Origin of the sequence: Streptomyces stelliscabiei, from assembly GCF_014873495.1 — a bacterium.
GTDB classification, from domain to species: Bacteria; Actinomycetota; Actinomycetes; order Streptomycetales; family Streptomycetaceae; genus Streptomyces; species Streptomyces bottropensis.
Window position 1 is genome coordinate 6,171,982 of the sequence record NZ_JADBGF010000001.1, and the last position, 12,893, is coordinate 6,184,874.

Below are 12,893 nucleotides of genomic sequence, written 5' to 3' on the forward strand. Positions count from 1 at the left end.
CAAGGGAACTAGTGCCTTCCGCCTCGCGTTGACCAGTACGGGAGGGTCCACTGAGAGGTGGAGTCAACAGCGACAGCAAGCAAAGGGTTCCCCTGCCGCACGACTTGGAGGGCGTACCGTGCACCGCCGGCACAACGGGCTCAGGACCGCCGTACTCCTCGGGGGACTGTCCGCACTCATCATCGTCATCGGAAGCCTCTTCGGCCGTACGGGTCTGATCGTCGCGGTCGTCGTCGCCCTCGGCACGAACGCCTACGCGTACTGGAACAGCGACAAGCTGGCTCTACGCGCGATGCGCGCCCGCCCGGTCAGCGAGTTCGAGGCCCCGGCGCTGTACCGCATGGTCCGTGAACTCTCCATGCAGGCCCGACAGCCCATGCCGCGCCTGTACATCTCCCCGACGGACGCCCCGAACGCCTTCGCGACCGGCCGGAACCCGCGCAACGCGGCGGTGTGCTGCACCGACGGCATCCTGCGCCTGCTCGACGAGCGCGAGCTGCGCGGCGTCATCGGCCACGAACTGAGCCATGTGTACAACCGGGACATCCTCATCTCGTCGGTCGCCGGCGCCCTCGCCTCCGTGATCATGTTCCTGGTGAACTTCGCCTGGCTGATCCCCATCGGCCGCTCGGACGACGACGACGGCCCCGGCCTCCTCGGCATGCTGCTGATCATGATCCTGGGCCCGCTCGCCGCGTCCCTCATCCAGCTCGCCATCAGCCGCTCCCGGGAGTACGAGGCCGACGCCTCCGGCGCCCACCTCACCGGTGATCCACTTGCCCTCGCCAGCGCCCTTCGCAAACTGGAAACAGGCACCAAGCAACTGCCGCTGCCCCCGGAGCCCCGGATCGAGACCGCGAGCCACATGATGATCGCGAACCCCTTCCGGCCGGGCCAGGGATTCTCCAAGATGTTCTCGACACATCCGCCGATGGCGGAACGCATCGCCCGACTCGAGAAGATGGCAGGTCGCTCCCAGTGAAGACCATTCTGAACATCATCTGGCTGATACTCAGCGGATTCTGGCTCTTCGTCGGCTATCTGTTCGCAGGATTGCTTCTGTGCATCACGATCATCGGCATCCCGTTCGGCATCGCGTCGTTCCGCATCGGGATCTACGCCCTGTGGCCCTTCGGGTACAGCGCCGTCGAGCGCCGTGACGCGGGCGCGCCCTCCTGCCTCGGCAACGTCCTGTGGCTGCTCCTGGCGGGCTGGTGGCTGGCGCTGACGCACATCGTCACGGGCCTCGTGCTCTGCGTCACGATCATCGGCATCCCCTTCGGCATCGCCAACTTCAAGCTCGTCCCGGTCTCGCTGATGCCCCTGGGCCGCGAGATCGTCCGCTCCGACCAGCCCTTCGCCCAGCAGCGCTTCTAGCCGGCAGGCACACGGGCGCGCTAACCGCTCCGCCCCGCCCACCACCGCCGTACGCCGTACGCCGCCGCCCCCACACCCAGGACGGCGGCGCCCGTGCCCACCGACGACGCGGGCAGCGCGAACGCCAGGACGGCGCACCCCACGAGCCCGATCACCGGCACCACGCGTGAGAGGGGCGCGGAACTCAGCGTCCAGGCGGACGCGTTGGCGACCGCGTAGTACGCGAGGACGCCGAAGGAGGAGAACCCGATCGCACCCCGCACGTCGACCGTGGCGGCCAGCACGGCGACCACGGCGCCCACGGCCAGTTCCGCCCGGTGCGGTACCTGGAAGCGCGGGTGCACGGCGGCCAGGGCGCCCGGCAGATGCCGGTCACGGGCCATGGCGAGGGTGGTGCGGGAGACGCCCAGGATGAGCGCGAGCAGCGATCCGAGGGCGGCCACGGCAGCTCCCACCCGCACCACGGGCACCAGCCCCGGCACCCCGGCCGCCCGCACCGCCTCGGCCAGCGGAGCCGCGGCCCGCCCCAGCCCGCCGGAGCCCAGCACCGCGAGAACCGCCACGGCGACGGCCGCGTACACGACCAGCGCGATGCCCAGCGCGAGCGGGATCGCACGCGGGATGGTGCGCGCCGGGTCCCGCACCTCCTCGCCGAGGGTCGCGATCCGGGCGTACCCGGCGAACGCGAAGAACAACAGCCCGGCCGCCTGCAGCACCCCGCCCACGCCCCCCGACGCGCCGCCGCCCAGCCGCCCGGCGTCCGCCTCACCGGACCCCAGGCACACGACCACCACGGCGGCGAGGACCGCCAGCACCACCGCCACGATCACGCGCGTCAGCCACGCCGACTTCTGCACCCCGCCGTAGTTCACCGCCGTCAGCGCGACCACGGCCGCCACCGACACGGCGTGCGCCTGCCCCGGCCACACGTACGCCCCCACGGTGAGCGCCATCGCCGCGCACGAGGCCGTCTTGCCGACGACGAACGACCAGCCGGCCAGATACCCCCAGAAGGCGCCGAGCCGCTCCCGCCCGTACACGTACGTGCCGCCGGACGCCGGGTACCGGGCCGCCAGCCGCGCCGACGACATCGCGTTGCAGTACGCCACCACGGCGGCGAGCGCGAGCCCGAGCAGCAGCCCGGACCCGGCCGCGCGCGCGGCCGGGCCCAGCGCGGCGAAGATCCCGGCGCCGACCATCGACCCGAGGCCGACGGCCACGGCGTCCCTCACCCCGAGCGTGCGGCGCAGCCCGGCGCCCGATCCGGCCTGTGTCATGCGCCGCACCCTACTGACCACCGCAACCACCGGATGGCGAAGGGGCGTCCTCCAGGACAACAGGACAGGACGACACGGTGCCTGGCCCCTGTGGGGGGAAACACGGCACGATCAGAGCAGTGGCACGGCACGAAAGGGCAGGTTCACGGCATGAGCATCATCGGCTGGATCGTTCTGGGGCTGTTGGCCGGCGCCATCGCCAAACTCCTGCTGCCGGGCCGCGACCCGGGCGGCTTCATCGGCACGACCCTCATCGGCGTCGCGGGCGCCTTCATCGGCGGCTGGATCTCCGCCCGCTGGCTGGACCGCCCGATCTCCGAGAACTTCTACGACGGCGCCACCTGGGCGGCCGCGATCGGCGGTTCCCTCGTCCTGCTGATCGCCTACCGCATCCTGTTCGGCCACTCCCGCCGCTGAGCACGCCCGTCGCACGCGAACCCGGGTCCGGCCCGGGTTCGCGTGCGGACGATCACCGGTAGTTGACGAACTGCACCGCGAAGTCGAAGTCCTGGCCCTTGAGGAGGGTGATCACGGCCTGCAGGTCGTCCCGGCTCTTGGAGCTGACGCGCAGCTCGTCGCCCTGGACCTGGGCCTTGACGCCCTTGGGACCCTCATCGCGAATGATCTTCGCCACCTTCTTGGCGTTCTCCTGGGAGATGCCCTCCTCGATCGACGCGAAGAGCTTGTACTCCTTGCCGGACAGCTGGGGCTCGCCCGCGTCCAGCGACTTCAGGGAGATCCCGCGCTTGATCAGCTTGGACTGGAAGACGTCGAGGATGGCCTTGACCCGGTCCTCGGAGTTCGCCTCCATCAGGATCTTCTCGCCGGACCACGAGATCGAGGCGCCGACGCCCTTGAAGTCGTAGCGCTGCGAGATCTCCTTGGCGGCCTGGTTGAGGGCGTTGTCGACCTCCTGCCGCTCGACCTTCGAGACGATGTCGAAACTGGAGTCGGCCATGTCCTGTGGCTCCTTGAAATCGGGGTATCGGGGGCGACAAGCCTAGCCACCCCGGCCACCGCGAGTACTGATCAATCAGGTGGCGGAGCACCCCCGGGCATCAGGTATCGTTTACGTCGTTGCCACAGAGCACCGCCGAAAAGCGGTTCGAAGGGCAGCATCCCAGGCGGTGTGCCCGAGTGGCCAATGGGAACGGACTGTAAATCCGTCGGCTATGCCTACCCAGGTTCGAATCCTGGCGCCGCCACGTGGAGGGAAGCCCCTCCGGACTGTGAGAGCAGTTCGGAGGGGCTTCTTCGTGTGTCGGAGGGCTTCTTCGGGTGTCAGTGCGGCGAGGCACACTGATCCGCATGTCATCGCGTCGCAGGAACTGCCCCGAGTGCCGTCGTGAGATCGCCGTCGTGGCGGGGCGGTTCGCGCGGCACGATCCGCCCGGAGCGAGCGGGGAACTCGTGTCGTGCCCCGGGTCGCGCAGGCCGGCCCGGATCGGGGCGGCCCAGCCCGCGCTCGACGGCTTCGTCGTGCCCGAATTCCCCGGTCAGCTATCGCTGTTCTGAATCGCGGGGACGTCCTGTCGGTGCCTCAGTTGCCCGCCACCGACTTCACGGCCACGGACACGGGCGTCGAGCCGCTGACGAGTTCCAGGGTCAGACCGGCGGTCGCGGGGGTTTCCAGGAGTTCGGCGAGGGTGGCGGCCACGTCGTCGCGGGGGATCGGACCGCGGCCCGTGGACGCCGCCAGGCGGACGAGGCCGGTGCCGGCGTCGTCGGTCAGCATGCCGGGGCGCAGGATCGTCCAGTCCAGCGCCTCCTGCCCGCGTACGTACGCGTCGGCCTCGCCCTTGGCCCGCAGGTAGACGTCGAAGATCTCGTCGCCCTCGTGCGCCGGGTCCGCACCCATGGACGAGACGACGAGGTGGCGGCGCACGCCCGCGCGCACCGAGGCATCGGCGAACAGGACCGCGGCCCCGCGGTCGACCGTGTCCTTGCGGTCCGCCCCGCTGCCCGGCCCGGCGCCCGCCGCGAACACGGCGGCGTCCGCGCCCCGCAGATGGGCGGCGACCTCCTCGACCGACGCCGACTCCAGATCGCACAGCACGGGTTCGGCACCGGCCGCGCGCAGATCGTCCTCCTGCTCGGCGCGGCGGATGATCCCCGCGACCTCGTGACCGCGCGCGGCGAGCAGTCGCTCCAGCCGCAGCGCGATCTGACCATGACCTCCGGCGATGACAATGCGCATGCCTCCGACCGTACGCCCGAACGGACGCGTTTGCCGCGCAACCATCCCGCCGTCCCAGGTGTCTCACCCATGTTCGCCGTGTCGGCGGACGCCGGAACCACGGGGGGAAAACATCACCGCCATGCGTATTGCCACACGCCACAAGAACGTCGTACGCCGCGCCTGCACCGGCGTCGGCTGCGCCGCGGCCGCGCTCGTCACGGTGGCCGCGTGCGGAACCGTCGAGAACCTCACCGCGGGCCAGAAGGTCGACGGCGCCGTCGAACGGCTGGGCGAGCAGAAGTCGCTGGCCTTCGGCATGCGGCTCGACGCCGACCCGGACGACCTCACCGCGCTGATGGGCGAGGACGGCGAGGAAGTGCCGCCGGAGATGGCGGAGTTCTTCACCGGGCTGCGCGTCGACGTGTCGGTCAGGTCGAAGAAGGCGCTGGCCGAGTCCGGTGAGAAGGACATCGCCGGAGTGGGCATGAAGATCTCCGGTGACGACGGCGTGCTCGTCGAGTACCGGGTCGTCGGCGACTACACCTACTACCGCGCCGACATGAAGGCCATGGGCGACGCGATGGGCATCCCCTTCCCGACGGCCGACGAACTCCCCGAGAGCGAGCAGCACTTGCGGCCCGCCCTGGAGGGTGACTGGGTGAAGGTGAACACCGCCGAGCTGCAGGACGCCGCCGGGGAGGAGGGAGCCGGTGGCTCCAAGGGCTCCGACGAGATCGACGCCAGGACCCAGAAGAAGATCCTCGACGCCGTCCGCGGTGTCGTCGCCCGCGAGGTCGGCTTCAAGACCAAGGACGGCAAGGACGGCACCGAGGTCGTCACCGCCAAGGCCAACTTCCGCGACCTGCTCACCGGCATCGTCGACAAGCTCCAGCCGCTGGAGGGCGAGTTGCCGCCGGGAGCCGAACTCCCCACGGCCAAGGACATGAAGGACGCCCCGGACAAGAACGTCGCGGTCGACTTCACCCTCAAGAACGGTGACCTGACCCGGATCGAGACCGACCTCGCCGCCCTCGCCGACGACCCCGAGGGCGCCAAGGCCTCCCTGGTCCTCACCTTCGGCAAGGCCGGTGACGTCAGCGCGCCCAAGGGTGCCGCCGAGATCCCGTCCGACGAGTTCAGCGACCCGATCGGCGGCGGTCTGTTCGGCGTCTGATCACACCGGCGGCGGGGCGGGCGTCCGTCCGGTCGGTCGGGCACCGCGCCGCCGGGTACCCGCCCCGCCGCCCACCCGCACGCCCCCGCGCGGCCACGCTCGCCCTCAGGACGGCTCGCCCCGCCCCTGCCGCGGCAGATCCACCGCCGCGCCCGTCACCGAGCCGCAGTACTCCCGTACCGCGCTGGTCCGCGCCACCACGCGCCCCCGGTGCACGACGATGCGGCTGTACGCGAGCGACAGCACTCCCGCGAGCCGGGCGCCCCGCACGGCGAGCAGTTCGGCGGGAAAACCGGCCTCGACCCGCACCTCGGGCAGGCCGAGCCCGGCGCGGGCCGCCCCGCTGACGGCGTCGTACGCCTCCGCTGGCCGCAGCCCGTACCGGGAGGCGAGCAGGAACGCGGCCTCCAGGGGGTCCCCGCGCCCGACGGGGTTCGACACGTCCCGCAGTGCCCCGCTGCCCGCCGCGACCCGCACCCCGGCCGCCCGCAGGAGCCGTACGGGGGCGGTGCTCCGGCCGTCCACGGTGCCGCAGCCGCCCTGCGGAAGGCAGACGACGGTCACACCGGCCGCCGCGAGCTGGTCGGCGGCGCGGGCGGCGGCCTGGCCGGGAAGCCGGGCGAGCCCGCCGCACGGGCCCAGGGTGACGCCGGGCCGCAGACCGCCCGCCATGGCCGCGAGCCGGGCGAGGCGGGCCGGGTCGTCGCCGTCGGTGTGCAGGTCGACCGGGCAGCCGTGCTCGGAGGCGATCTCCAGGACCGCCTCCACGTACCCGGTGGGGTCGGGGTCCAGATCCGGACAGCCGCCGACCACCGAGGCGCCCATCTTCACCGCGTCCCGCAGGATCGCGAGCCCGTCCGCGCCGGCCACCCCGGTCAGCACCCGGGGCATCGCCACCGTCGTCAGCTCGGCGAGCCCGCGCAGCGCCTGCCCCGCCCGGAGCACCGCCGCCAGCGCCTCCAGCCCCTGGACGTCGCCGACATGCACGTGCGAGCGCACCGCCGTGGCGCCGTGCCCGAGCTGCAGCAGCGCGGCCTCCGTGGCCCGCCGCTGGACGTCCTGGCCGTCGTAGGGGACCGGGCCCTCGAAGTCGGCCGACAGGGCCGTGTCGCCGTGGGCGTGCGGCTCCGCGGGGGCCGGCAGGAGCAGATGGCCGCCGAGATCCACCCGGGTGGCGGGCGCCCCGGACGCGGCGGGCCCCGCGCCCAGGCTGCCGGCCGTGCCCACCGCCTCGATGCGCCCGCCGCCCAGCCGTACGTCCACCACACGGCCGTCGGTCAGCCGCGCCCCGCACAGCAGCAGGGCGCCTGCCTCGTCCGGGCCGGAGGGCGGGCCGGAGGAGGAGTGGGACGGCTGCGGCTGGCTGTCGGGCATCGCACTCTCCCGGTGGCTCGACGACGGCTGCGCGGTGACGCACATGGGGAGGAACAGCAGGGGACACAAGATCACGCAGAGTGAGACGAGCCTAGGCGGGCCGCCCCGCCCCGTCGCGGAGGAGCGCAATAGTCGTACCGGTGTGGTGCGACTGCCGGAGGGACGCCGGGGAAGGCCGGTGGCGAAGGGGCGTACGGGGCTCACGTGGCCTGGGGAAACGGCATGGACGCGGGCTCGGGGCGAGCGCCGGACGGCTTTCGGAAGATCCCCGCGCGACCGGTGGACCGCCCATGGATGCGGGCGCGGAAACGGATTTGGGCGATCGGCGGTGGGGCGTGTAATGTCTTCATCGCTCGCCCCAATAGCTCAGTCGGTAGAGCGTCTCCATGGTAAGGAGAAGGTCTACGGTTCGATTCCGTATTGGGGCTCTGATGTGAAAGGTTCCCGCCGCGAGGCGGGAACCGATCGCATCACAGCGGTGTAGCTCAGTCGGTAGAGCAAGCGGCTCATAATCGCTGTGTCACCGGTTCAAGTCCGGTCACCGCTACTGACGGTAGCCGATTGCGGGGTCGGTCCTTCGATCGGCTACTCTTTTATGCGTTCAACCCTGTCCCATCCGTTCGTCAAGGAGCACTCACGTGGCTGCCACCGACGTCCGCCCGAAGATCACGCTGGCCTGCGTGGAGTGCAAGGAGCGGAACTACATCACCAAGAAGAACCGGCGTAACAACCCGGACCGACTGGAGATGAAGAAGCACTGCCCGCGTTGCAACGCGCACACCGCGCACCGCGAAACGCGATAAATCAGGCTCGTACACGAGGCCGTCCCCGAGAGATCGGGGGCGGCCTCGCGTCGTTGCACCACCCGTACCGGTCAGTACCGCCGTATCCGTACCGCCGTACCGCCCTATCCGCCGAGCAACCAGGAGGTGCCGAGCCGATGGCGCTCGACCAGTCCTTCGTGGGGCGTTCCTACCCGCCCACCGACCCCTACGAGGTCGGCCGGGAGAAGATCCGCGAGTTCGCGGAGGCCGTGGGGGACACCAACCCCGTCTACACCGACCCGGAGGCCGCCAAGGCGCTCGGGTACGCCGATGTGATCGCCCCGCCGACCTTCGTGTTCTCGATCACCTTCAAGGCGGCCGGACAGGTCGTCCAGGACCCCCAGCTGGGCCTCGACTACAGCCGGGTGGTGCACGGCGACCAGAAGTTCGCCCACCGGCGCCCGGTGCGCGCCGGTGACCGGCTCACGGTCACCTCGACCATCGAGGCGATCAAGTCCCTGGCGGGCAACGACATCCTGGACATCCGCGGCGAGGTCCACGACGAGTCCGGCGAACACGTCGTGACCGCCTGGACCAAGCTCGTGGCCCGCGCGGCCGAGGAGGCGTGAGGACCCGATGACCGCGAAGATCTCCTACGACGACGTCGAGGTCGGCACCGAACTGCCCGCGCAGACCTTCGGTGTGACCCGAGCCACCCTCGTCCAGTACGCGGGCGCCTCCGGCGACTTCAACCCGATCCACTGGAACGAACGGTTCGCCAAGGAGGTGGGCCTCCCGGACGTCATCGCGCACGGCATGTTCACCATGGCCGAGGCGATCCGCGTCGTCACCGACTGGACCGGCGACCCGGGCGCGGTCGTCGAGTACGGCGTCCGCTTCACCAAGCCCGTCGTTGTCCCCGACGACGACGAGGGCGCCACCATCGAGGTCAGCGCCAAGATCGGCGCCAAGCTCGACGACAACACGGTCCGCGTCGACCTCACGGCCATGAGCGCCGGCCAGAAGGTCCTCGGCATGTCCCGAGCGGTCGTACGACTGGCCTGACGGCCCGCGCGGCCGAGCCGCACCGGCACGGTCCCCCGCCCCTCCCGGGTGCGGGGGTCTCGTACTCTTGAGCCCGTGCAGGAACTCCACGACGCCCCCCTCGCCCCGCTGACCACCTTCCGGCTGGGCGGGCCCGCGCGACGGCTGATCACCGCGACCACCGACGACGAGGTGATCGCCGCGGTCCGCGAGGCCGACGACACCGGTACGCCGCTGCTGCTCATCGGGGGCGGCTCCAACCTGGTCGTCGGGGACCAGGGCTTCCCCGGGACCGCGCTGGTCATCGCCACGAAGGGCTACATGCTCGACGCGACGCGGCTGGAACTGGCCGCCGGTGAGGTGTGGACCGACGCGGTCGCCCGCACCGTCGAGGCCGGGCTGGCCGGTATCGAGTGCCTGGCCGGCATCCCCGGCTCCGCCGGCGCCACACCGATCCAGAACGTCGGGGCGTACGGCCAGGAGGTCGCCTCCACCATCACCGAGGTCGTCGCCTACGACCGCCGCACCCGCGAGACGGTCACCGTCCCGGCCGCCGAGTGCGCCTTCTCGTACCGCCACAGCCGCTTCAAGGACGAGCCCGAGCGGTACGTCGTCCTGCGCGTCCGGTTCGAACTGGAGGACGCGGGCGGTCTGTCGGGGCCGGTCAAGTACGCGGAGACGGCCCGCTCGCTCGGTGTCGAGCCCGGCGACCGGGTGCCGCTGGCGCGGGCCCGCGAGACCGTGCTGAAGCTGCGGGCCGGGAAGGGCATGGTCCTCGACCCCGAGGACCACGACACCTGGTCCGCCGGGTCGTTCTTCACCAACCCGATCCTCACCGACGAGGAGTTCGCCGCGTTCCACGCGCGCGTGCGGGAGCGGCTCGGGCAGGACGTCACCCCGCCCGCGTACGCCGCCGGCGACGGGCACACCAAGACCTCCGCCGCCTGGCTGATCGACAAGGCGGGCTTCACCAAGGGGTACGGCACCGGCCCCGCCCGGATCTCCACCAAGCACACCCTCGCCCTCACCAACCGGGGCGCGGCCACCACCGAGGACCTGCTCGCGCTGGCCCGCGAGGTCGTGACCGGAGTCCGGGACGCCTTCGGCATCACCCTGGTCAACGAGCCGGTGACGGTCGGCGTCAGCCTCTGACCGGAGCCGCTATCCGGCCGGGCGGGCGAGCCAGTCGTCCACACCGGACAGCAGCTTCGCCCGCTCGTCCTCCGGCGCCGCCGACGCCCGGATCGACTGCCGGGCCAGCTCCGCCAGTTCCGCGTCGGTGAAGCCGTGATGGTGCCGGGCGATCTCGTACTGGGCCGCGAGGCGGGAGCCGAACAGCAGCGGGTCGTCGGCGCCGAGCGCCATCGGCACACCCGCCTCGAACAGAGTGCGCAGGGGGACGTCCTGGGGCTTCTCGTAGACGCCGAGCGCCACGTTCGAGGCGGGGCAGACCTCGCACGTCACGCCCCGGTCCGCGAGGCGCTTCAGCAGCCGCGGGTCCTCCGCCGCGCGTACCCCGTGCCCGATGCGCGAGGCGTGCAGATCGTCCAGGCAGTCATGCACCGACGAGGGGCCTGTCAGCTCGCCGCCGTGCGGCGCCGACAGCAGGCCCCCCTCGCGGGCGATCGCGAAGGCCCGGTCGAAGTCCCGCGCCATGCCCCGGCGTTCGTCGTTGGAGAGCCCGAAGCCCACCACGCCCCGGTCGGCGTACCGCACCGCCAGCCGGGCCAGCGTGCGCGCGTCCAGCGGGTGCTTCATCCGGTTCGCGGCCACCACCACCCGCATCCCGAGCCCGGTGTCCCGCACGGTCGTGTCCACGGCGTCGAGGATGACCTCCAGCGCCGGGATCAGTCCGCCCAGCCGGGGCGCGTACGACGTGGGGTCCACCTGGATCTCCAGCCAGCCCGAGCCGTCCCGCACGTCCTCCTCCGCGGCCTCCCGCACCAGCCGCTGGATGTCCTCGGGCCCCCTGACGCACGAGCGCGCCGCGTCGTACAGCCGCTGGAACCGGAACCACCCCCGCTCGTCCGTCGCACGCAGCTTCGGCGGCTCCCCGCTGGTCAGCGCCTCGGCGAGCGCCTCGGGCAGCCGCACCCCGTACTTGTCGGCCAGCTCCAGCACGGTCATGGGCCGCATCGACCCGGTGAAGTGCAGATGCAGATGGGCCTTGGGCAGTTCAGAGAGATCACGTGCACGCTCCATCGCCCGATCCTGCCGCACGCCCGTGCCGTCCCGGTAGCGGAATCCTCGAACGTGGTCTTGCTCGCACAAACGACAAGGGCCCCCCACACACGAACGTCCGTATGTGGGGGGCCCTGAGACCGACGTCAGTCCCGGGCCTCCGCCAGCAGCTTCTGGAGGCGCGAGACGCCCTCGACGAGATCCTCGTCACCGAGGGCGTACGACAGACGCAGATAGCCGGGGGTGCCGAAGGCCTCGCCGGGGACGACCGCCACCTCGGCCTCCTCCAGGATCAGCGCGGCCAGCTCGACCGTGTCCTGCGGGCGCTTGCCCCGGATCTCCTTGCCGACCAGAGCCTTCACCGAGGGGTAGGCGTAGAACGCGCCCTCGGGCTCCGGGCACAGGACGCCGTCGATCTCGTTGAGCATCCGCACGATCGTCCTGCGGCGCCGGTCGAAGGCCTCCTTCATCTCGTCGACGGCGGACAGGTCGCCCGACACGGCGGCGAGCGCGGCGACCTGGGCCACGTTGGAGACGTTCGAGGTCGCGTGCGACTGGAGGTTGGTCGCGGCCTTCACGACGTCCTTCGGGCCGATGACCCAGCCCACGCGCCAGCCCGTCATCGCGTACGTCTTCGCGACACCGTTGACCACGATGGTCCTGTCGGCCAGCTCGGGCACGACCACCGGCAGGGAGTGGAACTCCGCGTCGCCGTAGACCAGGTGCTCGTAGATCTCGTCGGTCAGGACCCACAGGCCCTTCTCGGCGGCCCAGCGGCCGATCTCCTCGATCTGCGCGCGCGTGTAGACCGCGCCGGTCGGGTTGGAGGGGGAGACGAAGAGGAGCACCTTCGTGTTCTCCGTGCGGGCCGCCTCCAGCTGCTCGACGGAGACCCGGTAGCCCGTGGTCTCGTCGGCGACGACCTCGACCGGGACACCGCCGGCCAGACGGATCGACTCCGGGTACGTCGTCCAGTACGGCGCCGGGACGATGACCTCGTCGCCCGGGTCGAGGATCGCGGCGAAGGCCTCGTAGATGGCCTGCTTGCCGCCGTTGGTCACGAGGACCTGCGACGGGTCGACCTCGTAGCCGGAGTCGCGCAGGGTCTTCGCGGCGATCGCGGCCTTCAGCTCGGGCAGACCGCCGGCCGGCGTGTACCGGTGGTACTTCGGGTTCTTGCAGGCCTCGACGGCCGCCTCGACGATGTAGTCGGGAGTCGGGAAGTCGGGCTCGCCGGCGCCGAAGCCGATCACCGGACGCCCTGCGGCCTTGAGGGCCTTGGCCTTGGCGTCCACGGCGAGGGTGGCGGACTCGGAGATCGCGCCGATGCGCGCGGAGACCCGGCGCTCGGTGGGAGGGGTTGCAGCGCTCATGGGCCCCATCGTTCCAGACCGGAAACGCGCCGGGCACGCGGGTTTCACAGACTGAGCAGCGACGGAACAACCGCCCGCCTCCGCGGCCGGAAACGGTCGATCTTCGACGGACAACGTCCCTACGGACGCTTTCTGTTCGACGACAGCTCT

General features: G+C 71.4%; 15 protein-coding genes and 3 tRNA genes. 12 read left to right on the forward strand and 6 right to left on the reverse strand.

Annotated elements, in window-relative coordinates; translation table 11 throughout:
• The first annotated feature begins 118 nt into the window (after nt 1-118).
• Entirely contained in the window at nt 119-982 is an 864-nt protein-coding gene (htpX, locus tag H4687_RS27330; protein WP_046917799.1) for a zinc metalloprotease HtpX, read from the forward strand.
• On the forward strand, nt 979-1,377 hold the full coding sequence (locus H4687_RS27335) for a YccF domain-containing protein (RefSeq protein WP_046917800.1): 399 nt from the start codon (nt 979-981) through the stop codon (nt 1,375-1,377). The genes htpX and H4687_RS27335 overlap by 4 nt, the downstream gene beginning before the upstream one ends.
• 20 nt (nt 1,378-1,397) lie before the next feature.
• Here the strand turns inward: H4687_RS27335 and H4687_RS27340 are convergent, their stop codons facing one another.
• Nucleotides 1,398-2,654 carry an APC family permease gene (locus tag H4687_RS27340; protein WP_050399452.1) on the reverse strand — a complete coding sequence of 419 codons (1,257 nt, stop codon included), beginning with the start codon at nt 2,652-2,654 and terminating at the stop codon, nt 1,398-1,400.
• Nucleotides 2,655-2,804: 150 nt separating this feature from the next.
• On the opposite strand from H4687_RS27340, the gene H4687_RS27345 reads away from it, so the two are divergent.
• Nucleotides 2,805-3,071: a GlsB/YeaQ/YmgE family stress response membrane protein gene (locus tag H4687_RS27345; RefSeq protein ID WP_020113843.1), complete on the forward strand. Its 267-nt coding sequence runs from the start codon at nt 2,805-2,807 to the stop codon at nt 3,069-3,071.
• A gap of 52 nt (nt 3,072-3,123) precedes the next feature.
• Here the strand turns inward: H4687_RS27345 and H4687_RS27350 are convergent, their stop codons facing one another.
• A complete protein-coding gene (locus H4687_RS27350) occupies nt 3,124-3,612 on the reverse strand; it encodes a YajQ family cyclic di-GMP-binding protein (protein WP_046918419.1) in 489 nt (162 codons plus the stop codon).
• 165 nt (nt 3,613-3,777) lie between these two features.
• On the opposite strand from H4687_RS27350, the gene H4687_RS27355 reads away from it, so the two are divergent.
• A tRNA-Tyr gene (locus H4687_RS27355) sits at nt 3,778-3,859 on the forward strand.
• 103 nt (nt 3,860-3,962) lie between these two features.
• Complete coding sequence (locus H4687_RS27360; protein WP_046918418.1) at nt 3,963-4,169, forward strand: hypothetical protein; 207 nt, start codon at nt 3,963-3,965, stop codon at nt 4,167-4,169.
• Nucleotides 4,170-4,194: 25 nt separating this feature from the next.
• Here H4687_RS27360 and H4687_RS27365 read toward each other — a convergent pair whose 3' ends face one another.
• The gene (locus tag H4687_RS27365; RefSeq protein ID WP_046918417.1) at nt 4,195-4,851 is read right to left on the reverse strand and encodes an SDR family oxidoreductase; all 657 of its coding nucleotides are present in this window, start codon (nt 4,849-4,851) and stop codon (nt 4,195-4,197) included.
• 121 nt (nt 4,852-4,972) lie between these two features.
• Between H4687_RS27365 and H4687_RS27370 the strand changes: the two genes are divergently transcribed.
• Entirely contained in the window at nt 4,973-6,007 is a 1,035-nt protein-coding gene (locus H4687_RS27370) for a hypothetical protein (RefSeq protein WP_050399453.1), read from the forward strand.
• Nucleotides 6,008-6,112: 105 nt separating this feature from the next.
• On the opposite strand, the gene H4687_RS27375 is transcribed toward H4687_RS27370, so the two are convergent.
• Nucleotides 6,113-7,381, reverse strand: a complete 1,269-nt coding sequence (locus H4687_RS27375; protein WP_050399454.1) for an amidohydrolase family protein — start codon at nt 7,379-7,381, stop codon at nt 6,113-6,115.
• Nucleotides 7,382-7,736: 355 nt separating this feature from the next.
• Here H4687_RS27375 and H4687_RS27380 point away from each other — a divergent pair.
• The 6 genes from H4687_RS27380 to H4687_RS27405 all read left to right on the forward strand — a co-directional run bounded on the left by H4687_RS27380 (nt 7,737) and on the right by H4687_RS27405 (nt 10,341).
• A tRNA-Thr gene (locus H4687_RS27380) sits at nt 7,737-7,809 on the forward strand.
• Between the two features lie 46 nt (nt 7,810-7,855).
• A tRNA-Met gene (locus tag H4687_RS27385) sits at nt 7,856-7,928 on the forward strand.
• Nucleotides 7,929-8,019: 91 nt separating this feature from the next.
• Nucleotides 8,020-8,184, forward strand: a complete 165-nt coding sequence (gene rpmG / locus H4687_RS27390; protein WP_003948671.1) for a 50S ribosomal protein L33 — start codon at nt 8,020-8,022, stop codon at nt 8,182-8,184.
• A 137-nt stretch (nt 8,185-8,321) separates the two neighbouring features.
• A complete protein-coding gene (locus H4687_RS27395; protein WP_005481302.1) occupies nt 8,322-8,774 on the forward strand; it encodes a MaoC family dehydratase N-terminal domain-containing protein in 453 nt (150 codons plus the stop codon).
• 7 nt (nt 8,775-8,781) lie between these two features.
• Nucleotides 8,782-9,210, forward strand: a complete 429-nt coding sequence (locus tag H4687_RS27400; RefSeq protein ID WP_005481300.1) for a MaoC family dehydratase — start codon at nt 8,782-8,784, stop codon at nt 9,208-9,210.
• Between the two features lie 75 nt (nt 9,211-9,285).
• A complete protein-coding gene (locus H4687_RS27405) occupies nt 9,286-10,341 on the forward strand; it encodes a UDP-N-acetylmuramate dehydrogenase (protein ID WP_046913798.1) in 1,056 nt (351 codons plus the stop codon).
• Between the two features lie 9 nt (nt 10,342-10,350).
• On the opposite strand, the gene H4687_RS27410 is transcribed toward H4687_RS27405, so the two are convergent.
• Nucleotides 10,351-11,391 carry an adenosine deaminase gene (locus H4687_RS27410; protein ID WP_046913799.1) on the reverse strand — a complete coding sequence of 347 codons (1,041 nt, stop codon included), beginning with the start codon at nt 11,389-11,391 and terminating at the stop codon, nt 10,351-10,353.
• A gap of 125 nt (nt 11,392-11,516) precedes the next feature.
• Entirely contained in the window at nt 11,517-12,743 is a 1,227-nt protein-coding gene (locus H4687_RS27415; protein WP_020113846.1) for a pyridoxal phosphate-dependent aminotransferase, read from the reverse strand.
• Nucleotides 12,744-12,893 lie beyond the last annotated feature (150 nt).

Coding starts and splice junctions, on each gene's coding strand:
- H4687_RS27340 (WP_050399452.1), bottom strand. CDS start 2,654: ATGACACAGGCCGGATCGGGCGCCGGGCTGCGCCGCACGCTCGGGGTG.
- H4687_RS27345 (WP_020113843.1), top strand. CDS start 2,805: ATGAGCATCATCGGCTGGATCGTTCTGGGGCTGTTGGCCGGCGCCATC.
- H4687_RS27350 (WP_046918419.1), bottom strand. CDS start 3,612: ATGGCCGACTCCAGTTTCGACATCGTCTCGAAGGTCGAGCGGCAGGAG.
- H4687_RS27360 (WP_046918418.1), top strand. CDS start 3,963: ATGTCATCGCGTCGCAGGAACTGCCCCGAGTGCCGTCGTGAGATCGCC.
- H4687_RS27365 (WP_046918417.1), bottom strand. CDS start 4,851: ATGCGCATTGTCATCGCCGGAGGTCATGGTCAGATCGCGCTGCGGCTG.
- H4687_RS27370 (WP_050399453.1), top strand. CDS start 4,973: ATGCGTATTGCCACACGCCACAAGAACGTCGTACGCCGCGCCTGCACC.
- H4687_RS27375 (WP_050399454.1), bottom strand. CDS start 7,381: ATGCCCGACAGCCAGCCGCAGCCGTCCCACTCCTCCTCCGGCCCGCCC.
- H4687_RS27395 (WP_005481302.1), top strand. CDS start 8,322: ATGGCGCTCGACCAGTCCTTCGTGGGGCGTTCCTACCCGCCCACCGAC.
- H4687_RS27400 (WP_005481300.1), top strand. CDS start 8,782: ATGACCGCGAAGATCTCCTACGACGACGTCGAGGTCGGCACCGAACTG.
- H4687_RS27410 (WP_046913799.1), bottom strand. CDS start 11,391: ATGGAGCGTGCACGTGATCTCTCTGAACTGCCCAAGGCCCATCTGCAT.
- H4687_RS27415 (WP_020113846.1), bottom strand. CDS start 12,743: ATGAGCGCTGCAACCCCTCCCACCGAGCGCCGGGTCTCCGCGCGCATC.